Source organism: Streptomyces sp. SID12488, from assembly GCF_010548275.1.
In the GTDB taxonomy this organism is placed as follows: domain Bacteria; phylum Actinomycetota; class Actinomycetes; order Streptomycetales; family Streptomycetaceae; genus Streptomyces.
The window spans coordinates 703107-726803 of record NZ_JAAGLT010000001.1; the positions used below are offsets into that span (position 1 = coordinate 703107).

24 protein-coding genes and 2 pseudogenes are annotated in these 23697 nt (G+C 65.9%); 17 read left to right on the top strand and 9 right to left on the bottom strand.

The genetic code is table 11. From position 1 onward, the window contains the following. Nucleotides 1-40: 40 nt before the first annotated feature. Nucleotides 41-811, bottom strand: a complete 771-nt coding sequence (locus G3I56_RS03175) for a hypothetical protein (protein WP_164406996.1) — start codon at nt 809-811, stop codon at nt 41-43. Between the two features lie 543 nt (nt 812-1354). On the opposite strand from G3I56_RS03175, the gene G3I56_RS03180 reads away from it, so the two are divergent. Beyond that, nucleotides 1355-2587, top strand: coding sequence for a serine hydrolase domain-containing protein (locus tag G3I56_RS03180; protein WP_164406997.1), 1233 nt, complete (start codon nt 1355-1357; stop codon nt 2585-2587). A gap of 56 nt (nt 2588-2643) precedes the next feature. Here the strand turns inward: G3I56_RS03180 and G3I56_RS43555 are convergent. Then, nucleotides 2644-2730 (bottom strand): annotated as a pseudogene (locus G3I56_RS43555) (DUF2199 domain-containing protein); the annotation flags it as partial. Nucleotides 2731-2849: 119 nt separating this feature from the next. On the opposite strand from G3I56_RS43555, the gene G3I56_RS03185 reads away from it, so the two are divergent. Next, entirely contained in the window at nt 2850-3965 is a 1116-nt protein-coding gene (locus G3I56_RS03185) for a hypothetical protein (protein ID WP_164406998.1), read from the top strand. A 17-nt stretch (nt 3966-3982) separates the two neighbouring features. Here the strand turns inward: G3I56_RS03185 and G3I56_RS03190 are convergent, their stop codons facing one another. Beyond that, nucleotides 3983-4828 (bottom strand): DUF6602 domain-containing protein, encoded by an 846-nt coding sequence (locus G3I56_RS03190; RefSeq protein WP_164407000.1) that lies wholly within the window; start codon nt 4826-4828, stop codon nt 3983-3985. A 147-nt stretch (nt 4829-4975) separates the two neighbouring features. On the opposite strand from G3I56_RS03190, the gene G3I56_RS03195 reads away from it, so the two are divergent. Beyond that, nucleotides 4976-8137, top strand: a complete 3162-nt coding sequence (locus tag G3I56_RS03195; protein ID WP_164407001.1) for a DUF3427 domain-containing protein — start codon at nt 4976-4978, stop codon at nt 8135-8137. Nucleotides 8138-8141: 4 nt separating this feature from the next. Here G3I56_RS03195 and G3I56_RS03200 read toward each other — a convergent pair whose 3' ends face one another. Continuing rightward, a complete protein-coding gene (locus tag G3I56_RS03200) occupies nt 8142-8804 on the bottom strand; it encodes an ATP-binding protein (RefSeq protein WP_164407002.1) in 663 nt (220 codons plus the stop codon). Between the two features lie 203 nt (nt 8805-9007). On the opposite strand from G3I56_RS03200, the gene G3I56_RS03205 reads away from it, so the two are divergent. The 7 genes from G3I56_RS03205 to G3I56_RS03235 all read left to right on the top strand — a co-directional run bounded on the left by G3I56_RS03205 (nt 9008) and on the right by G3I56_RS03235 (nt 13368). Further along, nucleotides 9008-9853: a helix-turn-helix transcriptional regulator gene (locus tag G3I56_RS03205; RefSeq protein ID WP_164407253.1), complete on the top strand. Its 846-nt coding sequence runs from the start codon at nt 9008-9010 to the stop codon at nt 9851-9853. Further along, nucleotides 9853-10059 carry a DUF397 domain-containing protein gene (locus G3I56_RS03210; protein ID WP_164407003.1) on the top strand — a complete coding sequence of 69 codons (207 nt, stop codon included), beginning with the start codon at nt 9853-9855 and terminating at the stop codon, nt 10057-10059. Before G3I56_RS03205 ends, G3I56_RS03210 begins: the two co-directional genes overlap by 1 nt. A 118-nt stretch (nt 10060-10177) precedes the next feature. Continuing rightward, a complete protein-coding gene (locus G3I56_RS03215) occupies nt 10178-10732 on the top strand; it encodes a GNAT family protein (protein WP_164407004.1) in 555 nt (184 codons plus the stop codon). 62 nt (nt 10733-10794) lie between these two features. Beyond that, nucleotides 10795-11400 (top strand): DUF5753 domain-containing protein, encoded by a 606-nt coding sequence (locus G3I56_RS03220; RefSeq protein ID WP_164407005.1) that lies wholly within the window; start codon nt 10795-10797, stop codon nt 11398-11400. Continuing rightward, on the top strand, nt 11400-12173 hold the full coding sequence (locus G3I56_RS03225) for a PIG-L deacetylase family protein (protein ID WP_164407006.1): 774 nt from the start codon (nt 11400-11402) through the stop codon (nt 12171-12173). The genes G3I56_RS03220 and G3I56_RS03225 overlap by 1 nt, the downstream gene beginning before the upstream one ends. Nucleotides 12174-12307: 134 nt before the next feature. Beyond that, nucleotides 12308-12754 (top strand): hypothetical protein, encoded by a 447-nt coding sequence (locus G3I56_RS03230; protein WP_239134646.1) that lies wholly within the window; start codon nt 12308-12310, stop codon nt 12752-12754. Nucleotides 12755-12798: 44 nt separating this feature from the next. Then, nucleotides 12799-13368, top strand: coding sequence for a hypothetical protein (locus G3I56_RS03235; protein WP_164407008.1), 570 nt, complete (start codon nt 12799-12801; stop codon nt 13366-13368). Nucleotides 13369-13461: 93 nt separating this feature from the next. Here the strand turns inward: G3I56_RS03235 and G3I56_RS03240 are convergent, their stop codons facing one another. Continuing rightward, the gene (locus G3I56_RS03240; protein ID WP_164407009.1) at nt 13462-13878 is read right to left on the bottom strand and encodes a hypothetical protein; all 417 of its coding nucleotides are present in this window, start codon (nt 13876-13878) and stop codon (nt 13462-13464) included. A 290-nt stretch (nt 13879-14168) separates the two neighbouring features. Here G3I56_RS03240 and G3I56_RS03245 point away from each other — a divergent pair, with 290 nt between their 5' ends. The 3 genes from G3I56_RS03245 (at nt 14169) to G3I56_RS44630 (ending at nt 15271) form a co-directional block, all read left to right on the top strand. Next, complete coding sequence (locus G3I56_RS03245) at nt 14169-14480, top strand: hypothetical protein (protein ID WP_164407010.1); 312 nt, start codon at nt 14169-14171, stop codon at nt 14478-14480. A gap of 213 nt (nt 14481-14693) precedes the next feature. Next, on the top strand, nt 14694-15104 hold the full coding sequence (locus G3I56_RS03250; RefSeq protein WP_239134647.1) for a transposase: 411 nt from the start codon (nt 14694-14696) through the stop codon (nt 15102-15104). Between the two features lie 20 nt (nt 15105-15124). Continuing rightward, entirely contained in the window at nt 15125-15271 is a 147-nt protein-coding gene (locus G3I56_RS44630; protein ID WP_275406628.1) for a hypothetical protein, read from the top strand. A 91-nt stretch (nt 15272-15362) separates the two neighbouring features. Here G3I56_RS44630 and G3I56_RS03255 read toward each other — a convergent pair whose 3' ends face one another. Beyond that, the gene (locus tag G3I56_RS03255) at nt 15363-15974 is read right to left on the bottom strand and encodes a TetR family transcriptional regulator (protein WP_164407012.1); all 612 of its coding nucleotides are present in this window, start codon (nt 15972-15974) and stop codon (nt 15363-15365) included. Nucleotides 15975-16238: 264 nt separating this feature from the next. Between G3I56_RS03255 and G3I56_RS03260 the strand changes: the two genes are divergently transcribed. The 3 genes from G3I56_RS03260 to G3I56_RS03270 all read left to right on the top strand — a co-directional run bounded on the left by G3I56_RS03260 (nt 16239) and on the right by G3I56_RS03270 (nt 19030). Next, the gene (locus G3I56_RS03260) at nt 16239-17030 is read left to right on the top strand and encodes an SDR family oxidoreductase (RefSeq protein ID WP_164407013.1); all 792 of its coding nucleotides are present in this window, start codon (nt 16239-16241) and stop codon (nt 17028-17030) included. A 329-nt stretch (nt 17031-17359) separates the two neighbouring features. After that, a complete protein-coding gene (locus G3I56_RS03265) occupies nt 17360-18421 on the top strand; it encodes an alkene reductase (RefSeq protein ID WP_164407014.1) in 1062 nt (353 codons plus the stop codon). A 180-nt stretch (nt 18422-18601) separates the two neighbouring features. Next, entirely contained in the window at nt 18602-19030 is a 429-nt protein-coding gene (locus tag G3I56_RS03270; protein ID WP_164407015.1) for an ester cyclase, read from the top strand. Between the two features lie 448 nt (nt 19031-19478). Here the strand turns inward: G3I56_RS03270 and G3I56_RS03275 are convergent. The 3 genes and pseudogenes from G3I56_RS03275 to G3I56_RS03285 form a co-directional block, all read right to left on the bottom strand. Continuing rightward, nucleotides 19479-20012, bottom strand: a pseudogene (locus G3I56_RS03275) (helix-turn-helix domain-containing protein); the annotation flags it as partial. Nucleotides 20013-20018: 6 nt separating this feature from the next. Continuing rightward, nucleotides 20019-20600 (bottom strand): hypothetical protein, encoded by a 582-nt coding sequence (locus G3I56_RS03280; RefSeq protein WP_239134648.1) that lies wholly within the window; start codon nt 20598-20600, stop codon nt 20019-20021. Nucleotides 20601-20711: 111 nt separating this feature from the next. After that, a complete protein-coding gene (locus G3I56_RS03285; RefSeq protein WP_239134649.1) occupies nt 20712-22037 on the bottom strand; it encodes a DUF445 domain-containing protein in 1326 nt (441 codons plus the stop codon). Nucleotides 22038-22240: 203 nt separating this feature from the next. On the opposite strand from G3I56_RS03285, the gene G3I56_RS03290 reads away from it, so the two are divergent. Then, the gene (locus tag G3I56_RS03290; protein WP_164407017.1) at nt 22241-23587 is read left to right on the top strand and encodes an SGNH/GDSL hydrolase family protein; all 1347 of its coding nucleotides are present in this window, start codon (nt 22241-22243) and stop codon (nt 23585-23587) included. Nucleotides 23588-23697 lie beyond the last annotated feature (110 nt).

The window sequence follows — 23697 nt, forward strand, 5'->3', positions numbered from 1 at the left end:
GCTAGTCATAGGAATAGCAGTTGACCTGCAACGATCGAGGCTAGAAGGCGGCAGCGGCCGCCGCCTCGGCTTCCGGCAACAGGTCCTTGCTCTCCTGGATCAACCTCTCGTACGTGCGCTCGTGGTCCCCGCTTTCGAGAGCGAACCGCAGGAGCGAGCCGGACCAGTTGTCGAAGAGCGAGAACGTGCGGTCCACCATCCGCTTGGCTTCCTCGCGCTGTGCGTCGTCGAGCGGCGGCAGGCTTTTCTCTTCCACCTCGGGCGACTTTATGCTGTGCGACGCCTCCGCCATGTAGTGCTTCGTGCCGAAGAACTCACATTCGCGACCGTCCCGCAGGGCGATTCCCCGGCAGTGGGTGAAGATCGTGATGGAGACGGCCTCGATGGACTCGACCATCGCGAAAACGGCGTACGTGGGGGCGCCCGCGGCGAGCGCGGCCAGCTCCAGGCAGAGACGTCGAGAGTGGCTGAAGTTCTCGCTCCACAGGACCCGCGTGGCGTCCGACAGGGGCATGCTGCTGTCGGCCCCCAGCTTCTCCAGGTCGGTCAGCATCCACTGCCAGTGGAAGTCCTCTTCGTACGTGTGCGCGTTCAGAAGGGCCTGCAGCTGATCGGGCCGGGCATTGTCTTCGTCTTTACGGAAGACGTACTTGTTCAGATCGGAGTAGCCCATGATGAAGGGAACCACGCTGGGCCCCCACGCCAGACGCTTTTCTCCGGGGAGGGACTCGTCGGCGAGCAGGCGGGTGAAGAATGCGTGGTTCTCGTACGATTTCCGATGTTCTTCGATGTAGTCGATGACCTTCTGCATGGAAACTCCGTTCACGTCCTGTCGACATCTCCGCAGCGACAGGGGGGTGAAGGCAGCATCGCATAGGCATCTTCAACTCATTATGTTTCACGAAGCGTTGATATGGAGTCTGCCCTTTCTTCCCGTCAGGATTTCCCTTCTTTCCCGTCGGGAATGCCCTTCCTCATGCAGCGCACAGCCGCACCACGACCGGCCGGTGATCGATACAGACCCGTGCATCCGCCGCCGGCCAGGGTCGCGATCAGGCCCAGTGCGGCAGCGGAGCGAAGGCGCCGGGCGGGCGGGTGATCAAGGCGAGACATGCTCCCCAGTGAATGGCCCTGCCCCGGCACCTGCCGCATCAGCGAGCCATTCGGGGGACCCGGACACGACCCGGCCGGGCCGGTACCCACGCCGGGGACAACGCCGACGACAACGCCGGTTGACGGTCTGAACGAGTGGACTCGCCGGTGCCCGCTCGGAAGGGGGCCTTCGCGACGAGTCACCGATGGTGATGTTGCCGTCCGAGCCCGTGACCGACCGTGACTGGAAGAGGCACCCCGGATGCGACGTACCCCCCACCGCCACCGTCGACTGCTCGCGACAACGCTGTTCGCAGCGTGTTGTGCCCTGGTCCCGATGGCAGCGGCAGCGGCTCCCGCCGCGGCTGTCCAGACCACAACAGCCGACCGGCACGACCGTTACGACGGTCACGACCGGACGGACTGCCCTCCGGGCGGCCTCGACCCGAAGGTGACCGCCCGGCTGGACAAGGCGATCGAGGACGTCCGCCGACAGGCCGGCATCCCCGGTGTCGTCGTCGGACTGTGGATGCCCGGCAAGGGAAGCTACGTCCGCGCGACCGGTGTCGCCGACACCGCCACCCGCCGGCCGATGACCACCGACGGCTATGTGCGGATCGGCAGCGAGACCAAGACCTTCACGGTCACCGCGTTGCTCAAGCTCGTCGACGACCACCGGATCCGGCTGGACGACCCGATCTCCCGTTACATCCACGGCGTACCGAACGGTCGCCGGATCACACTGCGTCACCTCGCCGAGATGCGCAGCGGCCTGTTCCCCTACACGTCCGATCCTGACTTCGTCCATGACCTGTTGAGCGACCCGACGCGCTCCTTCACACCCCGGGAGGTGCTCGCGTACGGCTACAAGCACAAGAACACCTTCGCGCCGGGGAAGCAGTTCGAGTACTCCAACTCCAACCTCGTCCTGCTCGGCCTGGTGATCGAGAAGGTCAGTGGTCAGCGGCTCGTCGACTTCATCGACGGGCGGGTCCTGCGGCCGGCCCGCCTGCACCACACCTTCCTCCCCCAGGGAGCCGAGTTCCCCGAGCCGCATCCGCGCGGCTACACGAACCAGACGCTGAGCGGCGCGGTCGCCGACTCCACGGACTGGAACCCCAGTTGGGCCTGGGCGGCCGGGGCGATGATCTCCGACCTGCACGACCTGCGCCGCTGGGCGGACATCGTCGCCACCGGCAAACTCCTCACCCCCCAGACCCAGGCCCAACGCCTCAAGACGCTGCCGACCGGCCTCCCCGGCCTCAGCTACGGCCTCGGCATCTTCAACGCCAACGGCTGGATCGGACACAACGGCTCCATCCCGGGCTACGAGACGGTGACGGTCTATCTGCCCTCGAAGAAGGCCACGCTGGTCATCATGATCAACACGGACATCACCAGCGGGGGCCAGGAGCCGTCCACGCTTCTTGCTCGGGCGATCACGGGGGTTGTTACGCCGGGGAACGTGTATGACGGGGCGGTTTCTCCGCGGTAGGGGTACGGGCCGGTGAGGTGAGCTGGGGCCGGTGGGGCCGGGTGCAGCTCACCTCCGACGGCGACGGGGTGGTGGTCGGTCGGCTCCAACTCGGCGAACGGTCGCTGCCCTACGGGACATGTGTGGACGTGGGTCTTCAGGTTGCAAGGGCACGGCGCAGGACGGCGCTGAGTTCGTCGCCGAGCCTTCCTCAAACTCGCCTGCTCGCTCATCACCACCACCCACTCAAAGTCATTACATTGACAGTTGTTAGGGTCATGACATGACGACCAAGGCTAGCGCGATCGTTCCCGGAGATGTGCACACGCGCGCAGAGATTATGCCGGTGTTCGGAGGAAGCGGACAGGGCGGCATATGCCCCTCCATCGAAAAGCAGAGCGTCAACCTGTATTCGGACCCCTCCGTCGGAGAACTCAACGGATACTACGACGGTTGGCTGGCGGAGGAAGACGACCTGGGGCCCATATTTGAATACACCGGGGCCGGGAAGTCCGGCAACCAAACATTCGCCGGCATCGTAGGTGCAGGCAATCGAGCCATATTGCGCCACGCCGAACAAAATCGTAGGTTACGAGTTTTCACAAAGGTCGGCTTACTCCCCAATAGCGGCACCAAGACTCATCAGTTCATCGGGGAATTTACCCTGGACGCCCTAGAACCTTACGTATGGCGCAGAGTGCACGGAAACGACAACAAAGAGCGCAATGTGATCGTTTTTCGCCTTCGGCCGGACGGTGAATTCCAGCACTCGTCGAAGAACTTAATCCCCGCCGCACCAGAGACCACATGGGAACTCGTCCCCTTTGAGATAGTCACTGCGGCTAACTTTCATAGCGATCCTGCGACTACTGGGACACTGCCAGTTTCCAACCAGCGCAGAAAAAAGGCAAGTTCCCTAAAAAAGGCTGCCGAAAATGCCGCCACCCTTGGCACCTTCGTTGCATCAGAGGAATTCAATAAGAAGATGAGCCTCCGCTCGTCGGCAGCAGCCCACATCGCCGTGCGTCATGAAGCCGAATTAACCCGTACCTACATGGCCCACCTTAAAGAGGTCGGACGTAAGACCGGCGCCTTCCAGATAAAAGTTAAAGGGCTTACGTCCACTCTCAGGACAGATCTCTATGACGCGACGGAGCATGTGCTTTACGAAGCTAAGGGATCTAGTGCACGCGAGGACGTGAGGATGGCCCTGGGGCAGATTTTAGATTATAGCCGCTATGTGCGAACTGAGGATCATCCAGAGCCACCCAAGCGCGTCATCCTCCTCCCCGCAAAGCCTGACTTGGACATGTTCGACCTGTGCAAAACGTACGGGGTAGAAATAGTTTACAGATCGGAAAATGGGAGCTTCATAGGGGAATCGGTGCCAACCGACTAAACCCTAGACTCTTCTCCTCATGGACCTTCCAGTATCTTAAGCGGCCTACCTGCGGGAGTCATACGCCATCGACGTGAAATGTCGCCAAGACGAGTGGCTCCCGCGTACGGTACGAGATCAAGCGGATTCATCCACGCATCAGAGAAGTGAATGTTCAAGTGTAACGCGAGAGCCAACAGAATATCCTGAGATGCATCCGTATCGATTTGCGCAAGCAGAGACCCTGGCCCGGGTGAGCGTTCTAGAAGGTAACTATCAGGGTTCTGCCACTGCAGGTGACCTTTACCTAACACCCAGACACTGTCAGGCCACTCGACTGGCGGCCGAGTTTGACACCATTCCATGAGGTGACTACCAATCGTCTCTAATTTGAGACTATCAAAAGCAATGACGATCCCAGAGGTCGGGAAGAAGTCGTAGATTTTCCCATAGGCCAGCGTTTTTCGTGGTACAAGTCCTGGCGTCGGACGATATGAATCCTTCGACATGCACCGCAATTTTCTAATTTTATTGCACGCGTCCACGAGTTGCTGCTTGTCTAATTTGGTCTTCACTTCGACAACGCCATAAACACACTCGTTCGGGAGGATTCGATACCCGTTCAGGGTAGTGAAAGGTGGAGTTCCTCGATCCGCGAGAACGATGTCACACTGAGGGGAGGTCTCGTCTGAAGCTGTGACTATCTCGGCATTATGTATCGGTTCCACGTGAGATGGTAGATAGCTGGCGAGAAACTCCCGAATAAGAGCTTCTCGAGAAGTTCCTGCTTCACCGTTGTGACTGAAGTTTCTCGACTGCTCGAAGTCTGCGCGCATCCGCATGGCAACCGAGCTGAGGATTCTTCCAAGTTTCTCTTGAGCCATGAAATAATTCTAGGGTAGAACAACAGGTCAGTGCAGCTATGACGGCAACTCGCTCCTCTCCCCCATCCAGCAGTCGGTCATCGCCTGCGCACTGTCACTGCCCTCTGTTACACATGAGTCAACTGCTGCGCGATCAAGGGAGCCAGGGTGTCTGTGTCGGGGGGATTCACGCAGCCGGCTGTGGGCGTGTACGAGGAGCTCATCACGGTGCGCTTCGAGCAGAAGTTGAAGGAGTTCGCGAGCCTCGGGTGGCATCTCGTGAGCGACAGGGTGGGAGACGAGTCGGCTCCTCATGTCCTGGCAAGACACATCGCCCGGACGGTGCGCCGCGTGCTACAGAGCATCCCCGCCGAGGAGCGGGTATACGCGACGAACCACATCTTGGAGTCCATCAGCACTCTCGAGGGAGCACAGGAGTGGGTGGAGTTGGTGGCAGACGGACCTCGCCAACTCCTGGCGCTGACAAGGCAGGAGGCTCCTGGCGTCTTCGCTGTTCGCCCAGGTATCCCCCTCTCCGATACCGCGCTCATCACCAACTCGCCCGACGACCCCAGCCTCGGCTTCGAGCTACGCGCCGAGCTCGCCACCGCCGATCGCGTCGACCTGCTCTGCGCCTTCGTGAAATGGCACGGTCTCCGCATCATCGAGCAGTCTCTTCAGGCGGCCAGCGAGCGGGGCGTGCCAATACGCGTCATCACAACGACGTACATCGGAGCCACCGAACGTCGCGCACTGGATCGACTAGTGCAGGACTTCAACGCCGAGGTCAGGGTCAACTATGAGACCAGGTCGACGCGACTCCACGCCAAGGCATGGCTGTTCCGGCGTAAGAGCGGTTACGACACGGCGTACGTCGGCAGCTCCAACCTCTCCAAGGCCGCACTACTCGATGGCTTGGAGTGGAACGTCCGGCTGTCGTCCATCGCAACGCCTGACGTACTGCGGAAGTTCGAGGCAACGTTCGAGTCGTATTGGAGCGATCCGTCCTTCGAGATGTACGACCCGGACACTGACGGAGCTCGACTCCAGGAAGCGTTGGCGATCGCCGGAGGTACCTCCGCTTCGTCTGTTGCAGATCGCCGAATCACCCTGTCCGGCCTCGAAGTACGCCCTTATCCACATCAGCGCGACATGCTGGAGCGGCTCGAAGTTGAGCGCGAAGTACATGATCGGCACCAGAATCTACTGGTCGCGGCGACAGGAACCGGCAAGACCGTGATGGCGGCGCTGGACTACAAGCAACTACGCAAGAAGCACGGCCGTGACCTCCGGCTGCTGTTCGTCGCTCACCGCAAGGAGATTCTCCAGCAGTCCCTGCGGACCTACCAAGACGTCTTGGTAGACGCGAACTTCGGCGAATCCCTGCACAGCGGAGAGATCCCGGAGCGTTGGACACATGTCTTCGCCAGCGTGCAGTCGCTCAACGCACGGGCGCTGGACCGGCTCGCTGCTGATCACTTCGATGTGATCGTGATCGACGAGTTCCACCACGGGACTTCGCTGACATACCGGAAGATTCTCGATCACTTCGAGCCGCTGGAACTTCTTGGTCTGACGGCGACCCCTGAGCGCATGGACGGCAAGAACATCCAGGACGAGTTCTTCGATGGCCGCATCGCCGCCGAGATGCGGCTGTGGGAGGCCTTGGAGAACGATCTGCTTAGCCCCTTCCACTATCTCGGCATCAGCGACAACACCGACCTGAGTGCGGTGAAGTGGCATCGCGGGGCGTACGACGCAAGCGCTCTGAGCGATGTGCTGTCCGCCAACCACGCGCGGGCGCTGCTGGTCTTGAAGGCCGTTCAGGAGAAAGTCGCCGATCCAAGTGCCATGCGTGCCTTGGGCTTCTGTGTTTCTGTCGCGCACGCGCACTTCATGGCGGAATCCTTCCGCCAGGCTGGCCTCAACGCCGTTGCCCTGTCTGCCGGAACCTCTGCCGATGAGCGCAGGCAGGCGCTGGCCGATCTCACGGCAGGGGCGTTGCAGGTGATCTTCTCGGTCGACCTCTTCAACGAGGGTCTCGATATCCCTGACGTAGACACTCTGCTCCTGCTGCGACCCACCTCCAGTGCAACGGTGTTCTTGCAGCAACTCGGCCGAGGGCTCCGGCGTACCGAGAACAAGGCGGTGCTGACCGTACTGGACTTTATCGGCCAGCACCGCAAGGAGTTCCGCTTCGAGAACCAGTTCCGTGCCCTGACGAATCTGACCCGCAAGCGGCTCTTGGACAACATCGAGCATGACTTCCCGCAGCTCCCGTCTGGCTGCGAGATCATCCTTGAGGAGAAGGCTAAGAAAACCATCATCGCCAACATCAAGGACCAGATCGGCGTCAACGTCACAGCTCTGGCACGCGAGGTAGCGGATTACGCCGAACTGGAGCTCAGCCTGTACCTGGACGAGAGCGGACGCGAACTCAAGGAGCTCTACCGGGGCAACGGGAACTCTTGGACGGGTCTACTCCGCCGTTCCGGCCTCCTGAAGGGGGAGGCGCCGGAAGGTGAGGCCGCGCTCCTCAAGCGCGTCTCCGCATTCCTGCACGTTGACGACCCAGTCCGGGTTGCTGCGTACACACAAATGCTGGAGGACGACGCTCCTGCCTACAGCGCCCTCAACGAGCAGGGACAGGCCTACGCCCGCATGCTCTTCTTCCAGCTGTGGCCACTCGGCGGCATCGTCCGCAAGGGCTACGCCAACTACGACGCCGGATTTGCGACCCTGCGCAAGCTGCACGCTTTCCGAGGTGAGCTGCGCCAGGTGCTGGCGTACAACCTCGCCCACACCGAGCACGTACCGATCCCTCTCTGGGGCTTGGGCGGTCCGAGTGGTGTCCCCCTCACCGTGCACGCCTCATACAGCCGCGAAGAGATCCTGCCTGCGCTGGGGCAGTCGTACATCGGCGGCTTCATGCCGGCCGATTTCCGCGAGGGTGTGAAGTGGTGCGACTCGATCAAGACGGACGCGCTTCTCATTACCCTGGAGAAGGACGAGAAGGACTTCTCACCGCAGACCAGGTACCACGACTACGCGCAGAGCGAGACTCTCTTCCACTGGGAGTCCCAGAACCAGACTTCCGAGACCTCCCCCACTGGCCTGCGCTATCAGAATCATGTTGCTGAGGGCAGCCACGTCCTGCTCTTCGTGCGCCGTTACAAGAGCACCGACATAGGTGGTGCCCAACCGTGGATGCTGCTCGGCCCGGCGGAGTACGAGAAGCACACAGGTAGCAAACCGATGGCGATCACGTGGAAGCTGAAGCAGGAGATCCCGGCGGACGTCTGGACGTACTCGACGATCAAAGCCGGGTAGTGCCTCACATCGAGTCGCTCACCACCCCTGCTTGCGCTTCGAAGTGCATCTGGGCTCGATCCAACGCATCATCCGCATCGCGGCCGTGCGCCCGCAGCCAGTGGAGGAGGTCAGCAATGGCACCAATCGCTGCCTCCTCCGCCACGGCTGCGCTCAGCCGACCTAGGTCGGCTGCGGGCGGCAACGTTACGCCGTTGTAGAGGCCGAGCACCTCCCCCGCTCTCGTCACGTGAGGTCCACCTCTGTGGCCGTTCGGCGAGGTCAGCGTGGTGGGGAGCTCGCACCACGTCATCTTGCGGTCGGCGAGAAGCTGCACGCCCCAACGGTCAGCGGTGAAGGTGATGAGCTCCATCCCTCGCCCGGATTCGGAGTTGACGCCTTGGTTGAGGAGCGTGGGCAAGGCCCGGGTGTCGGGGTCGTAGACCTCGATCCGAAGGCGGGTGCCCTTCATGGAGACAGTAAGGGTGGTGGGGGTACCGGGACCGACGTGTGTGATCACGTTGGAAACGAGCTCGCTGACGCAGAGTTGGGCCGCGTCGATGAGCTCGTCCAAGCCCCAGAGTCCGAGGTGGATCCGCAGGACGCGTCGTAGACCTGCTACTTCCTCGGGCTCCGCCAGAAAGTGAAGGTCCCAGGGCTTCCTGGGCATGCAGGTGGTGCAGTCCATGCTCAACTCCTTCTTGCCCACACCGAGTTGCACAATGCATTCGGTCGCACACCTAGAGTTGCATTGGAACTCTCAAAATGGAACTCTCATTAGTATCGAGAAGGAGCGCGCCATCAAATCTCGCGCCCCCGGCGCACACCGCCTTGCCGACCCCCGCAGGCAACCAGGACGATCTGATGGACCGACATGAAGGGTTTGTAGGGATGCCGATTGGACCCACCACGCGCAGGCGCCAACTAGGCGCGGACCTGCGCCGTCTACGCGAACTCAAGAGACTGACCCTTGAGGAAGCAGGCTCACGCGTCGGCATCTCAAAGGCAACGCTGAGTCGGTACGAGACGAAGGAAGGCACGGTCAAGTGGCCGGCCGTGGACGCACTTTGCCGCGAGTACGGAGCTACCGACGCGGAACGGCTTGCTCTGGTCGAGCTTGCGAAGGGTGCCAGGATCCAAGGTTGGTGGCGATCACTCGCCGACCCCATCCCCGACTCCATGAACCTCATGCTCACGCTTGAGGACGAGGTCGTACGCGAGGATCACTACGCATGCATGTACATTCCTGGCCTGCTCCAGACCCGCAAGTACGCCGAGGCCGTTCACCGGGCTTCAGAGGTTCAGTGCGCGGAGCGGGAAGTGCAGCACATGGTGGACATCCGCATGAAGCGACAGGAACTCCTTGAACGGGAGGAACCGCCACACATTTGGTCCGTGATCGACGAGGCAGCCATCAGGCGCAGTGTCGGCGGACGTGAGGTAATGCGCGAGCAGCTACAACACCTGCTCACCGTGTGCGAGCGCCCGAACATCACCATCCAAGTGTTGCCCTTCTCAACAGGGGCCCATGCAGCGGCAGTTGGGAGCTTCGCCGTCCTGCGCGGTCCGAAGCCCGATCTGGATGTGGTCTACGTAGACCTACTCGGCGGCGGACTCTTCATGGAGAAGCCCCCGGAACTGGACCGCTATAGGTTGGCGTTCGAGTACCTGAGCGCACAGGCGCTCGATCTTGAGTCTTCGGCAGCACTCATCGCCCGTATAAGCAAGGAGACGTGATGACCGCACGGCACGTGCCCGCTCCCTCGTGGTTCAAGTCCTCTTACAGCGGGGGAAGTGGGACGGAGTGCGTCGAGTGTGCGTGGATGGCGAACGGCACCCTCATACGCGACTCGAAGCGTGTCGGAGGACCTGTAATTGCTGTTCGAGGTCAAGCATGGCAACTGTTCATAGGGGCGTTGAGAAATCTGAGACATGAAGGTTGAACCCAGTTACCGCCTGGGCTCAATACTCCCGAGTCGGAGGCTCACAGGTCCGGCGATCACAGTTGACGAAACGGGTAGCCGCATAACCCTCCCGACCCTGCTCCAGTAAGGTCCCGACATGCATCAGGTGCATCGTCTCAGTGAACGCCTCCTCGTACGCGAACTAGACCCCGGCGACGTGAACGCCGTACACGCGATCTACGGCGACCCGAGAGCCACGGAACACCTTTCCTTCGATCCTCGCACCCGGGAGCAGGTCGAGCAGATCGTCACCCGTTCCATCAAGGCCGCTCACGCGGACGAGCGCCGCGAATACGCCTTGGCCGTCGTCGAGCAGACCGGCGGAGATCTTGTCGGCTTCGGACGACTGGCGCTCGACCCGCACCAGCCGGGGGCCGCGACGATGGGCTTCGCCCTCAGGGCGTCGAGTTGGGGGCGTGGCTACGGTCTGGAGACCGTCCGGCTTCTCCTGGCCGTTGCCTTCGAAGACCTCGGCCTGCATCGGGTCTGGGGAGCACGCTCGCCCGCGAACGAAGCCTCGGCCCGAACCATGGAGCGGGCCGGGATGATCGTGGAAGGCCGGATCCGCGAGCACATCCAGCGGGGAGGCAGTTGGCGGGACAGCATCGTCCACTCCGTCCTCGATCACGAGTGGCAGTCCGTCAACAAGTAGCAGCCGCTACCGAATCACGGCGACGGAAAGGCCTCACGGCGCATGACTCTGGGAGGAACACGGTGACCAGTTCAGTCCCCTGGCAGCAACGCCTGTCCACCGGCACGGCAGACGTCCAGAACGAGGTCGTCAGCCTCTACCAGCAGACCCGGCACAGCAAGGCCTACGTCCCCGCCATGATCTGGGGCACCCTCCAGACCGAGGCCTACGCGACCGTGATCCTCCGTAAGGTCGTCGACTTCCTCGACATCCCCGACGATGTGCCGGCGGGCGTGGCCAAGCGTATGGAGCGCCAGCAGGTGCTGTACGACGGTGAGCACCGCTACGACGTGATCCTCGGCGAACAGGCCCTGTACACATACGTCGGTGGGCCCGAGGTGATGCGCGGGCAGCTGGAACGTCTACTCCGCGAGATCGACCTTCCCTCCCTCACTCTCGGCATCCTTCCAGCCACCGCCGACGTCGACATGGTCCCCGCGCACGGCTTCAACATGTACGACGACAGCCGAGCCCACTACGAACTCGTCTCCACCGGCGTGGACATCACCGACCCTGCCGAACTGGCCCTGCACAACAAGGCGTTCGGGCTACTCAGCAGCGCCGCGCACTACGGGACCGACGCCAAGCAACTGATCGAAAAGGCCTTGGCCTTCTGGAGCTACGAGTAGTGCTCCAACAGCGAGGCGCACCCAGCCTCCTCGCCGTCTTCGCACACCCCGACGACGAGTCCATCTCGGCGGGTGGTGTCCTTGCCCGCCACGCAACCGCCCACGCCCGCACCGCAGTTGTGACCACGACCTGGGCCGCCACCACCCAACGCGCCACCGAACTCACCGAAGCCCTCCGCATCCTCGGCGCCGGCGCCCCCCGAATGCTCGGCTACGCCGACTCCCGCGTGCCACAGTCCGCCCCGGACAGGGCACGCTTCCTCGACGCGCCCCTCGACGAAGCGGTGGGTCAACTGGTCGCGTACATACGGGAGTTCCGGCCCGAGATCGTGGTCACCCATGACGCGTACGGCGGACTCACCGGTCACGAGGATCATGTGCACACGCACCGGGTGACCATGCTCGCCGTTCAGGCGGCCGGACTTGAGCGGCTCTACCCGGGGGCCGGTGAGCCCTGGCAGCCGAGCGCGCTGTACCTGGCCACCCATCCACACTCGGCCGTTCCACTGTGGGGCGGACACCTGGCCCCCGTAGGCAAGGCCATGCACAGCGTCCCGGACGAGCAGGTCAGCGCGACCGTCGACGTCAGGCCCTGGCTGGAGCAGAAGGTCGCCGCCGTGCTGGCCCATCAGACCGAGGTGGCACGGGGGGCCGCCCCCGGGCTGATCGCCGGGCTCAGCGGCGCCGAACGGGAACTGCTGCTCTCCACCGAGTGGTTCATCCGCCACGACCCCGTGTCCGCGACGGCAGCGCAGACAGAGCTCACGGTCTGAGTACCTCCGACAGTGCGTACGTCTGAGACCTCCTTTCTGACCCTTTGCGCCTGCGGAACCGTTTCATCACACCCCGTGTCCTCCTTCGTGGAAGGTGGTTCCATGCCGCGGACCGCCTCCGGAGGGGGATGGTCATGGGGGAGATGCGCGACGGGGCACGGATAGGGGCCTGGGCTGTCGTCGGGGTTGTCGGCCTGGCGGTGTTGTACGGGATAGGGGCGTTCGCCTTCGGCGGCGCGATGTGGATCACCGCTCCGTTCCGGGGTGAGGTGGACAAGCGCGAGAACAACGTCGCCTCGGGCGAGTTCCGGCAGACCACGTACGAGGAGTTCTTCGATCTGTGCGTGGCCGTGCAGAACGCCGAGGGGACGATCCAGGTGCTCCAGGAGGAGCGGAAGGCCGCGTCGGAGACTCGCACCACGCAGATCGACCAGTCGATCACCGCGCTGAAGGTCACGCGGATCGAGTCGGTCAACGACTACAACTCGAAGGCCGCCCAGGAGCACCGCGCGCCCTTCCACGACAAGGATCTGCCGTACCGGCTGGATGCCGGCGCCGAGCGCACGACGTGCACCAACTGATCCCAGCTCATCCCCATTTCATCCCGGGAAGAGGGCAGCACGACATGAAGAAATTCGTACGCATGGCTCTGGCCACCGTCGTCGCGCTCGTTGCGGGCCTTGCCCTGACGTCCTGCACCGACGACTCCAGCCAGGACAAGGAGAACGCGGCCAAGCAGGACAACTACGACCACCTCGTGGCCCTGCAGCCGGCGGGCCGCATGGAGTACTCGCCGACCCGCGAAGCGATCAACCAGTGGGTCAAGACGTGGGGGCAGCGGGGCAAACTCTCGTACGTCTACATCCAGAACGCCAAAGGCGAGTACGGGTACTTCATCATGAAGGGCCTGCCGGTGCCGCGCTGCAAGATGCTCACTCCGACAGAGAGGGTGGAGTCCTACGGCGAGGGTGGTGTCGCGGTCCTCCCACAGCCAGGCATGGACGGCACGTACACGACGGGTTCCACCTGCAACGCCTACTACGGCTTCGACGCCACGACGGGCGCGTACATGGAGTTCACGGTCGGCACGAACCAGTCGTTCTTCCTGTTCGACAAGCCCATGACGTTGCCGGAGTACTCCAGCGCCAAGCAGTTGGGGCCGACCTCGGTGAAGGACGCCGCGAAGCAACCCTGAGCGGGCGGGGGCCGGTTGGAGGAGTTCCGGCCCCCGTGACCGCACGATGGTTCGCCGCCCTGAAGGTCGGCTCCATCACGCACGGCCGGCAGGTCAGAAGCCCCGGTGCACCCCGTCCGCGTCGACGGCCGCCGCGAATTCCCTGAAGTCCATGTTCGAGATCGACAGGTTGTTCTCGATGCCCCACAGCTCGCTGGCCACGACCCGGAGGCAACGCCCGTGCTCCTCCCGCAGGTCCACGACGAGGAGGGGGAACTCCTCCGAGGCCAGGGCCGTCGCGTCGGCCAGGACGAGGATCGGGTGCTGGTGGTCGGCCGGGAGCAGGGTGACGGCCTCCGCCGAGGTCATTCCGGCGAACCTGCGGTCGGAGACGAGTTCGACGTTCGGCAGGAAGTCGTCCTCGCTCGGTGAGGAGAGAGCCAGCCTCAGGTTCTCCCACGCGGCGTCGCTCGAAAAGTCGGTGCGGACAACCATCGGGTCCGCAGTTCGGGGCAGTTGCTGCTCAGACATGCGCGCACCGTACCGCCGGCCCAACCGTTCTTTCGCCGTCGGGCGCGACCGAGTGCCCTTTCACCCCCGCCAACGTGCCTCCGTACGCCAAGGCCGTACCGTCAACCGTCGTCAACCATCGCCAGAGTGGGCATAGTTGATCATTGTTTTCATCAGAGGGGCCGGCCACCCCGCCCGGCCGGTTACCCAGGATCACGGGTTAGCCTCGCCCGTAGTACACGTGCAGGTGCACGTACACGCAGACGTACACACGACTGCTGTACAACCCGATCCAGCGGAGGCAGGCCGGCATGGCGAAGACGACGAAGGTTCCTACGGCGCTGGTGGCCGCCGGCGGGCTCGTCGGCGGGTACGGCGTCGCCCGCTGGAGCAGGAACCGGCAGCTCGGCGGGACCGTGCTGGCCGTCGCGGGGACCGTCGCGGCCCAGCGATGGCAGGAGCAGGCGGGCGTGACGGCCGCCGGGGCACTGACCGTCGCGTACGTCGCCGCCTTCGCCGGATCGCATCCGCTGGCCAAGAAGGTGGGCGCCTGGCCCGCCGTGTTCGGGGTCGCCGGAGCCGTCGCCCTCGCCTCCTGGGCCGTTGCCGACCGCCACGCCTAGCAGGGCCTGGTCAGGTGCGTTGTCGGTGGCGCGTCCGGTTGAGGGGCCGTGTCGTTGACGGTTTGTGACACCTGGGGAGCTGGATGAAGTCCGGTGCTGTCTGGAGGACTTCGCGGCGGATGGGTTCGAGCCGTTCGCGCGGGCGGATCAGCGTCGGTGGGGCGGGGTGTATCTGCGGGGACCGCTGCTCGGCGGCGGAAATCGGTGGAGCCGATGGCCGCCCGGCTGGGTGAGGACGGCAACCGCCAGGCCCTGGCCCACTTCATCACCACCAGTCCGGGGGATCCGGCGCATGTGCGGGCCCGACTCGCATGGAAGACGGCCGCGGCGATCGGACCGACCGCGCTGATCATCGATGACTCGGGCTTCCTCAAGGACGGCGACGCGTCGGCGTGTGTGTCGCGGCAGTACACCGGCACCGCGGGCCAGGTGACCAACTGCCGGGCGGGCGTGTCCTTGTGTCCGGCCTCGGGCACCGCCTCGGCGGCGATCGACTGGCGCTTGTTCCTTCCCAGGAGCCGGGATCCGGCCTCGCCGCAGGCCGATCCCGCGAAGGTGGCCCGCCGTGAACGGGGCGGTTCCCGCCGACGTGGGCCATGTCGAGAAGTGGCAAGTGGCAACTGACCCTGGACGTGATCGACGAGATGCGGTCCTGGGGCGTCGATGTCCCCCTCGCGGTGGCCGACGGCGGCTACGGAGACACCGCGGCCTTGGAGTCTCGCCCTCACGCGCGGCGCGACCAAGGCGGGTGGCGGCGCGGGAGGCTTGCAGGGTCCCCACCATCATGGTGAAGAGCCCGATGGCCTTGCTTCGGGCGGAGCGAGCGGAGCGGGCGGTCGGAGGGCTCCCGCCACCGCGTACTGCTGGGATTCCGGCGATTGCCTACCTACCGCCGGATCCCGGTCGCACAGCCGCGTCCCGATCCGGGTCAAGGCCCGGTGGTGCGGTCAGGGCTTTGTGGGTCGACTCCAGGATCTTCTCCGACAGTTCTGTGCCCGCGGTGGCTCGGGCGAGGAGGATCGCGCCGACCAGGGTGGCCACCATGGGAAGGCCGTCGTCGGCGTCGGTGGACAGCCACGCGGCGAATTCCTGGACTCCGCCCGCGTACGTGTCGCGTACCTCTCCGGCTGTGGGTTCGCGAGCCATGTCCCCTGCGAATCCGGCGGTGGGGCAACCGGTGCCGGGCTGGTCACGGTGTTCGGCCGACAGATAGAAGTCGACGAGGGCGCCGCGCGCGGTGTCGTGATCGCCGTGGGCCGTGTCGAACGACGCCAGGAGTAGGTCAAGGTCCCCGAAAGCGGCTTGAGCCGCCTCGGCCACCAGGGCCTCCTTGGAGGGGAACTGCTTGTAGAAGCCGCCCGTGGTCAGCCCGATGGACTTCATCAGATCGGCGACGCTGATGCCGTTCACGCCGCGTTCCCGGAAGAGCTGGGAGGCCGCGGCGACCGCGCGCCTGCGGTTCTCGAGCGCTTGTGCCTGCGAAACGCGACTCATCACTCACCTGCCCAAGATAGATAGTTAAGTGCATCTATCGTACGCGAAGTGCCGGCGGTCGGCCGCGACATCCTTTTCCCGTACGACTCTTTCTCGCTACCGCAAGGCGGGGGGCCGTGGACCCGCCCCCACCTCCGGCCACGGGGGGGGCGACTGGAGGGGTAGCTGGCGTTGACCGGAGCGTTTTAGATAGCTATCGTAATCTAAAGCGGGCCGACGCTTTGGCCCCTCCTCATCCGCCAGCCCAGAAATGAGATCCACCCCATGACCACGCAGAACAAAACCGCCGTCGTCACCGGGGCGTCCGCCGGCCTGGGTGCCGCCTACGCTCAGCGGCTTGCCGACCGGGGTTACGACCTGATCCTGGTGGCCCGCAACGCCGCGCGCCTGGAATCACTGGCGTCGGACATCCGCAGCCGCACGGGCCGTGCGGTGGATGTCGTCGCCGCCGACCTCACCGATGCGGCGCAGATCTCCGTGGTCGAGGAGCGTCTGCGGTCCGACGAGAGCATCGAGGTGCTGATCAACAATGCCGGCGGTGCGCTGCTCACGCCGCTGGCAGGCTCCGACGCGGCGGCCTACGAGGCGCTGATCAGCCTCAACGTGACCTCGCTGACCAGGCTGACCATCGCGGTCCTGCCGGGGCTGACGGCCCGCGGGCGCGGCACGGTCGTGAACATCTCCTCTGCCATGGCTCTCAACATCCTGCCCGTCAGCGCCGTCTACAGCGGCACCAAGAGCTACGTGCTGACGTTCACCCAGGCCCTGCAGCAGGAACTCGCCGAGAGCCCCGTCGTGGTGCAGGCCGTGCTGCCGGGCGCTGTCCGCACGGATCTCTGGGACGGCTCCGGTGTCGACCTTGCGACGTTCCCCGACGAGATCGTCATGAACGTGGACGACGCCGTCGACGCGGCGCTCGTCGGCCTCGACGCCGGGGAGCCCGTCACCATCCTGTCGCTGCCGGACATCAGCGACTGGGAGTCGTTCGAGAAGGCGCGTCAGACGCTCGTCCCGAACCTGTCGCTGAGCGTCCCGGCCGATCGCTACCGCGGCTGACCACCGCTCCGGCTCCCGTACGAGAGTCCCTTTGCGGCAACGGCACGGCCGCTGCCGCACAAGGCCGATGCGTCATGCGGCGTGGGGGAAGACCGACACACTCGCCACCTTCCCCTCGCCCACCCGAACAGCCGGGGACCGGCACCGCAGTGGCGGCGGTCATGTGCGCGGCAAGCCCGTCCGCCCCGTCGACTGCCCCTCCGTGCAGCTGCCTTCCATGGTGGAGGGACCCGGGCCCATCAGGCCGATCAGGCCGATCACCGCGTACACGCTACTTCCGGCAACCCGCCACCCCGCATCTCTCTCACCCTTCATTTGAGGAGACATCCATGTCGAACGCCCTGTGGAACCCAACGACCGTCGGTGAGATCTCCCTGCCGCACCGGCTTGCGATGGCCCCCATGACGCGCAACCGGTCCACGCCGGGCGGCGTGCCGACCGAGCTGAACGCCGAGTACTACGCCCAGCGTGCCTCGCACGCCCTCATCATCACCGAGGGCACCCAGCCCAACGCCGACGGGCAGGGCTACCTGCTCACCCCTGGCATCTACTCCGAGGAGCACATCGCCGGCTGGCGCAAGGTCACCGACGCCGTGCACAAGGCCGACGGACGCATCATCATCCAGCTCATGCACGCCGGACGGATGTCCCACCCCGACAACACCCCCCACCACTGGCAGCCGGTCGCACCCTCCCCGGTCCAGCCGGCGGGCGAGATGTTCACCGCCACCGGGCTCCAGGAGATGCCGGTACCGCGCGAGCTGTCCACCGAGGAGGTCGCCACCACGGTCGACGACTTCCGGCGCGCCGCCGCGGCCGCCGTCGCCGCCGGCGCCGACGGCGTCGAGATCCACGGCGCCAACGGATACCTCGTGCACCAGTTCCTCGCCGACAACACCAACCAGCGCACCGACCAGTACGGCGGCTCCATCGACAACCGCATCCGCTTCGCCGTCGAGATCGCCACCGCCGTAGCCGAGGAGATCGGCGCCAGCCGTACCGGCCTGCGGATCTCTCCCGGCAACCCGTTCAACGACATCGCGGAGAGCGACACCCACGAGCTGTACCCGGCACTCGTGCGCGCCCTCGCCCCCCTCAACCTCGCCTACCTCCACATCGGCCACGGCGGTGACGACGAACTCCTGCACACCCTCCGCAAGCTCTGGCCGACCACCCTCGTCCTCAACCGGGCCGGCACCGACATCGCCACCCGCGCCAAGGACATCGAAGACGGCATCGCCGACGTCATCACCGTCGGCACCATGGCCCTCGCCAACCCCGACCTCGTCGAGCGCGTACGCACCAACGCACCCCTCAACACCCCCGACCCCGCCACCTTCTACGGCGGCGGCGAGGCCGGCTACACCGACTACCCCGCCCACACCGTCTGACGAACCAGGACCACACCGCCCGGCAAACCCCGGCGATACCGGTCCTCGCGGGCCGGTATGCACGGATGGCCCAGCGTCTCTGTCACCCCGGTATGTGGGCCATCCTCGCGCTTGTTCGATCCGATTTCACGGTCCGTCACCGGGGTGAAGCCGCTCCGCCCATCCATATTGGAGAAGCACATGTCTTCCTCGAAGGTCGAAATCCAAACGTCCACCGCCGACTTGCACCGGCTTGCGGACGAGTACGTCAGGCGCGTCAACCTGCGTGACCTCGACGCCCTGTTCGCCCTGTACGCGCCGGACTTCCGCAACCACGCCGCCGACGGCACCGCCACCGGCCTCGAGGAGACCCGCGCGGTGCTGGCCTCGTTCCTCGACGCGGTCCCCGACTTCGCTGCCACGCCGGTCCGTGTCGTCGCCGAGGACGACTGGTTCGCGATCAACTTCATCCTCACCGGCACGAACACCGGGCCCTTCAACGGCACTCCCGCCACCGGCCGATCGATCAAGGTGCTGGAGCTCCGCATGTTCAAGGTGGCCGACGGGAAGCTCACCGAGCACTGGGGCCTCATCGACCTGGCGACGCTCTTCGCCCAGTTGCAGTCCTGAGAGGGCTGCGTGAGTCGATGTCTGTTTCACCCTTTCGCAAGGGGCAGGCGGGCCGGCCTCAGCGTCGCCGGGCGGCTACGGCCGCGGCTGGCTGAAGAAGCCCTGCGCCACGGTGATCGATGGTGAGCTTGTCGCCGTTGGAGTACCAGGTGGCGCTGCCGGCACCGCCGGGGACGGTCGCGGCCCCGGCGGTGGGAGCGGCCAGATGAGGGCCGAGGCGGTGGTCGCCGCCACGACGAGGGCGTTGTGGACCGTCTTCCTGCCGGACAGGGTCCGGTTCGGCTGGCGCAGGCTGAGCATGGGGCTCGTTCGGACGGGGTGCCGTACCCGACGCGAGACGCGAGACGCGGGCGGCACGGGTGGCCCAGGACCGTCAATTCCTGCCCGTGGTCTGTCAGTTGCTGATCATGACGCGAGAAGGGCATCCGCCGGGGCGGCCAGAACACACCTAGCCCGCTGCCGCAGGAGCCACAGGGGCCGCCTGGAACGCCTTCCGGTACGCGTACGGGCTCGTCCCCACCACCCGTCCGAAACGGTCCCGGAACGCCGTCGGTGACCCGAACCCCGTCTGCGCGGCGATGTGTTCGACCGGGTGCGCCGTCGTCTCCAGCGGGTACTACGCCCGCCGCACCCGCGCCCGGTGCAGCCACTGCAGGGGTGTCGTGCCCGTCTGTTCGCGGAAACGGCGGTTCAGGGTACGGACGCTCATGCCGGCCCGCGCCGCGATGTCGGCCAGCGTCAGGTCGCCCTGGTCCGCGTGCTCCTCCAGCCGGCGCAGCACCGGTTCCATCGTCGCGCCCGCCGGGGCCGACGGCTGGGCCTGGACGATGAACTGGGCCTGCCCGCCCTCCCGTTCGAGAGGCATCACGCACATCCTGGCCGCCTGCGCGGCGACCGCCGAGCCGTGGTCGTCGCGGATCATGTGCAGGCACATGTCCAGGGCCGCCGCCGCGCCCGCCGAGTTGAGGAACTGGCCGTTGTCGGGAGCCTAAGGTCGTTGGGTCCCTGCGGCGCCATCGTGGCTTGTCGCGCCCACGCGGCGGAGCCGCATATCGATACTGCCCCGCGCCCCTGAAGGCTTGACTCCGCCCGCCGACACCAGCCCCTCCATCGACTCCTCCTCCACCCGGAACGCGCGCCCCACTCCCGCCGCGACCAGCACCCCCGACGCGATCACCAGCGTGAAGAAGGCCCAGGTCAGGGGCCAGGCGTCGGCGAAGCCGTCCGGTGCGCCGGGATGGGTGCGCAGGGAGACGTACATGAGCGCCGCCGGCGGGACCGCGATCAGGAGCAGCGGCCAGCCCCGGCTGTCGCGGTAACCGAAGTAGGCCGCCAGGAGCAGCAGTACGACGCCCAGGACGACAACCCCGAGACGCGTCACCGGGGTCGTCTCGTCCAGCGAGCCCGCGCTCTCCGCCCGGTTGCGCAGGTCCCAGGGGACACAGACGACGTACGACGCCGAAACGACGGCGACGGCGAGTCCGCGTGTCAGCCAGCGCTCGGCCCAGGGACGCGTCCCCAGCGGCCCGAGCAGCTTCCCGGTGGTGCCGTTCCCCGTTATCTCGGTCATACGTACGAGGGTCACCTGCCCGAAGGCGGTGCGACAGAGTACGCGTACTCAGGTCCGGGTACTCAGTTGCCGGTACTCGGCCGCGCACCCAACCACGTACCCAGCCCTTGGCTACACCCCCGCCGCCCGGGACACCACATAGATCAGCAGCCCCGCCAGCGAGCCGACCACCGTGCCGTTGATGCGGATGAACTGCAGGTCGCGGCCGATGTGTGCCTCGATCTTCTTCGTCGTGTGCTCGGCGTCCCAGCCCGCGACCGTGTCCGTGATCAGGGAGGTGATCTCGCTCTGGTAGGTCGTCACGACGTACACCGCCGCGCCCTCCACCCAGCCGTCCACCTTGTTCTGCAGTCCGGAGTCGACCGACATCCGGGAGCCGAGCGACAGCAGCGACGCCCGCACGCGCAGCCGCAGTTCGCTGCGCTCGTCCTCGGCAGCCGAAACGATCATCGAGCGTACGGCCGTCCAGGCGGACGCGATCAGGTCCTGGACCTCGCCGCGCCCCAGGACCTCGGTCTTCAGCCGCTCGACACGCGCGCGTGTGTCCGTGTCGGACTGGAGGTCGGAGGCGAAGTCGGTGAGGAAGCGGTCCAGGGCGCCGCGCGCCGGGTGGGAGGGGGCGTCGCGCATCTCGGTGACGAAGCGCAGCAGCTCCTTGTAGACGCGCTCGCCGACCTTCTTGTCGACGAACTTGGGCGTCCAGCCGGGCGCACCGCCCTGCACGGCGCCCATGACCTCCTCCTCGTGCAGGACGAGCCAGTCGTGGGCGCGTACACAGACCAGGTCGACGACCCGTCTGTGGCCGCCGTCGACGACGACCTTCTCCAGCATCTTCCCTATGCCCGGGGCGATCTCCTGGGCATCGGCCCGCCGGGTGATGGCCTCGCCGACGACCGCCTGGACGTCGGAGTCGCGCAGCACGGTGAGCGCCCCGCGCAGGGCCGCCGACAGCTCCGCCGTGACACGGTCGGCGTGCTCCGGCTCGGCGAGCCACGTACCGAGGCGGCTGCCGATGCCGACGGCCCGCAGCCGCTGGCGTACGACGTCCTGGGAGAGGAAGTTCTCGCCGACGAACTCGCCCAGCGAGACGCCCAGTTGGTCCTTCTTGGTGGGGATGATCGCGGTGTGCGGGATGGGCAGGCCGAGGGGATGGCGGAAGAGTGCGGTGACCGCGAACCAGTCGGCCAGCGCACCGACCATGCCGGCCTCGGCCGCCGCGGCGACATACCCCGTCCAGGCACCGGCACCCTGCTCACCGGCCCACTTGGCGAGGACGTACACGACGGCGACGAAGAGCAGCAGCCCCGTCGCCGTGAGCTTCATCCGGCGCACCCCGCGTTGGCGCTCCTCGTCGGCAGGGCTGAAGGAGGTCATGGCGCGGCCCGGAACCGCGCCGTCCGCTGATCCCGTTCTCGTCCGTTCTTCCGTGCGTTCCATTCGCTCCACTCACTCCGCCGTTCAGTGATCCCTCACACATTGTCCCTTCCTGACCGACTCCCGGAACGGAACAAGAGTTCCCTGCGTATACCCGAAGGAAGCCGATCCGAAGGATCGGGCCGGCTCGCACACGCCCATCCCGCATCATGGGCTCAGCCCACCGGAGCCCCACGCTCCCCGCAGTACGAGGAGTCACGCATCCCATGACCAGGCGCCACGGTTATGGCCTGCTCGCCGCGATGATCACGCTCGTCGTGGCCGTGTCGGCCGCCATATACGTCGGGGCGACCCTCGACGACAGCAGCCGGCATGCTCGGTCCGTCAGCCAGGCTCGCGGCGACTCGGGCAACGCCGTCGCCCCCGCGTCCGCCGGTGCCTGGGTCGGCACCTGGGCCGCCTCCCCCGTCGAGGGCGAACCCGGCACCGAGACACAGGGCCTGGCCGGCCGCTCCCTGCGCAACGTCGTGCACACGGCGGCCGGCGGTACGAGTGCCCGCGTCACGCTCTCCAACCTCTACGGCAAGCAGCCCCTGACCATCGCCCACGCCTCGGTCGCCGTCGCCGCCGCCGAGAACAGCGCCGCCGCCGACGCCGGCACCATGCGCCGCCTTACCTTCGGCGGCAGCCCGTCGGTGACCATCCCGGCCGGGCAGCAGATCGTCAGCGACGCGGTCCGGATCGTCGTCCCGCGCGACAGCGACGTCCTGGTGACGACGTACGCCGCGGTCCCGTCCGGCCCGGTCACCTACCATCCGAACGCCCGGCAGATGTCCTACGCCGCCTTGGGCGACCGCACCGAGGACCCCCGTGCCACGGCATACACCGAGCGGACCGAGGCCTGGCGGTACGTCACCGCCCTGGACGTCCTCAGCGACCAGGCCAACGGCACGGTCGTCCTCCTCGGCGACTCGCTCACCGCCGGCAGCAAGTCGAGCGTGGGCACCAACAGCCGATGGCCCGACGTCCTCGCCGACCGGCTGCACGCGGCGGCGGAGTCCGGCGCGGACGTGCCCCGCTACAGCGTCGTCAACCAGGGCATAGGCGGAAACCGCGTCCTGCTGCCCGGCGGTGCCGGGGTGCCCGCACCCAACGCGAGCGCACTGTCGCGGTTCGGGCGGGACGTCCTGAGCCGTACGAACGTCAAGGCCGTCGTGATCGACCTGGGCGTCAACGACATCCTGCGCGCCCCTGACCCCGAGACCCTGCGGGCGTCCTCGATCGTCTCCGGGCTGCGCGAGCTGGTGGACGACGCCCACCGGCGGGGGCTGCGGGTGGTGGGGGCGACGCTGATGCCGTTCGGGGGGTTCCGCGGGTACTCGACGACCACGGAGGCGCTGCGGCAGGCCGTGAACGCGGAGATCCGGGGCGGGCGGGTGTTCGACGCGTACGCGGACTTCGACAAGGCGCTGCGCGATCCGTACGACCATCGACGGTTCCGGGCGGACTACGACTCCGGGGATCACCTGCATCCGAGCGACAAGGGGTACGCGCGGATGGCGGCTGTGTTCGACCTGGAGGATCTGAAGGGGGCAGTTCCGGCGGAGCTTTAGGGAGTCCGGGGTGCGTTTTCGGGTGCGGGTCCGTCGTGGCTTGTCGCGCCCACGCGGCGGAGCCGCACAGAGTCACAGCCCCGCGCCCCTAAAGAAGGCGTGCCCCAGCC

Bases quoted from the DNA above. Each gene is read 5' to 3' on its own strand.
- G3I56_RS03175 (WP_164406996.1), bottom strand. From the start codon at position 811: ATGCAGAAGGTCATCGACTACATCGAAGAACATCGGAAATCGTACGAG.
- G3I56_RS03180 (WP_164406997.1), top strand. From the start codon at position 1,355: ATGCGACGTACCCCCCACCGCCACCGTCGACTGCTCGCGACAACGCTG.
- G3I56_RS03185 (WP_164406998.1), top strand. From the start codon at position 2,850: ATGACGACCAAGGCTAGCGCGATCGTTCCCGGAGATGTGCACACGCGC.
- G3I56_RS03190 (WP_164407000.1), bottom strand. From the start codon at position 4,828: ATGGCTCAAGAGAAACTTGGAAGAATCCTCAGCTCGGTTGCCATGCGG.
- G3I56_RS03200 (WP_164407002.1), bottom strand. From the start codon at position 8,804: ATGGACTGCACCACCTGCATGCCCAGGAAGCCCTGGGACCTTCACTTT.
- G3I56_RS03205 (WP_164407253.1), top strand. From the start codon at position 9,008: ATGCCGATTGGACCCACCACGCGCAGGCGCCAACTAGGCGCGGACCTG.
- G3I56_RS03210 (WP_164407003.1), top strand. From the start codon at position 9,853: ATGACCGCACGGCACGTGCCCGCTCCCTCGTGGTTCAAGTCCTCTTAC.
- G3I56_RS03215 (WP_164407004.1), top strand. From the start codon at position 10,178: ATGCATCAGGTGCATCGTCTCAGTGAACGCCTCCTCGTACGCGAACTA.
- G3I56_RS03230 (WP_239134646.1), top strand. From the start codon at position 12,308: ATGGGGGAGATGCGCGACGGGGCACGGATAGGGGCCTGGGCTGTCGTC.
- G3I56_RS03235 (WP_164407008.1), top strand. From the start codon at position 12,799: ATGAAGAAATTCGTACGCATGGCTCTGGCCACCGTCGTCGCGCTCGTT.
- G3I56_RS03240 (WP_164407009.1), bottom strand. From the start codon at position 13,878: ATGTCTGAGCAGCAACTGCCCCGAACTGCGGACCCGATGGTTGTCCGC.
- G3I56_RS03245 (WP_164407010.1), top strand. From the start codon at position 14,169: ATGGCGAAGACGACGAAGGTTCCTACGGCGCTGGTGGCCGCCGGCGGG.
- G3I56_RS03250 (WP_239134647.1), top strand. From the start codon at position 14,694: ATGGCCGCCCGGCTGGGTGAGGACGGCAACCGCCAGGCCCTGGCCCAC.
- G3I56_RS44630 (WP_275406628.1), top strand. From the start codon at position 15,125: ATGCGGTCCTGGGGCGTCGATGTCCCCCTCGCGGTGGCCGACGGCGGC.
- G3I56_RS03255 (WP_164407012.1), bottom strand. From the start codon at position 15,974: ATGAGTCGCGTTTCGCAGGCACAAGCGCTCGAGAACCGCAGGCGCGCG.
- G3I56_RS03260 (WP_164407013.1), top strand. From the start codon at position 16,239: ATGACCACGCAGAACAAAACCGCCGTCGTCACCGGGGCGTCCGCCGGC.
- G3I56_RS03265 (WP_164407014.1), top strand. From the start codon at position 17,360: ATGTCGAACGCCCTGTGGAACCCAACGACCGTCGGTGAGATCTCCCTG.
- G3I56_RS03270 (WP_164407015.1), top strand. From the start codon at position 18,602: ATGTCTTCCTCGAAGGTCGAAATCCAAACGTCCACCGCCGACTTGCAC.
- G3I56_RS03280 (WP_239134648.1), bottom strand. From the start codon at position 20,600: ATGACCGAGATAACGGGGAACGGCACCACCGGGAAGCTGCTCGGGCCG.
- G3I56_RS03285 (WP_239134649.1), bottom strand. From the start codon at position 22,037: ATGGAACGCACGGAAGAACGGACGAGAACGGGATCAGCGGACGGCGCG.
- G3I56_RS03290 (WP_164407017.1), top strand. From the start codon at position 22,241: ATGACCAGGCGCCACGGTTATGGCCTGCTCGCCGCGATGATCACGCTC.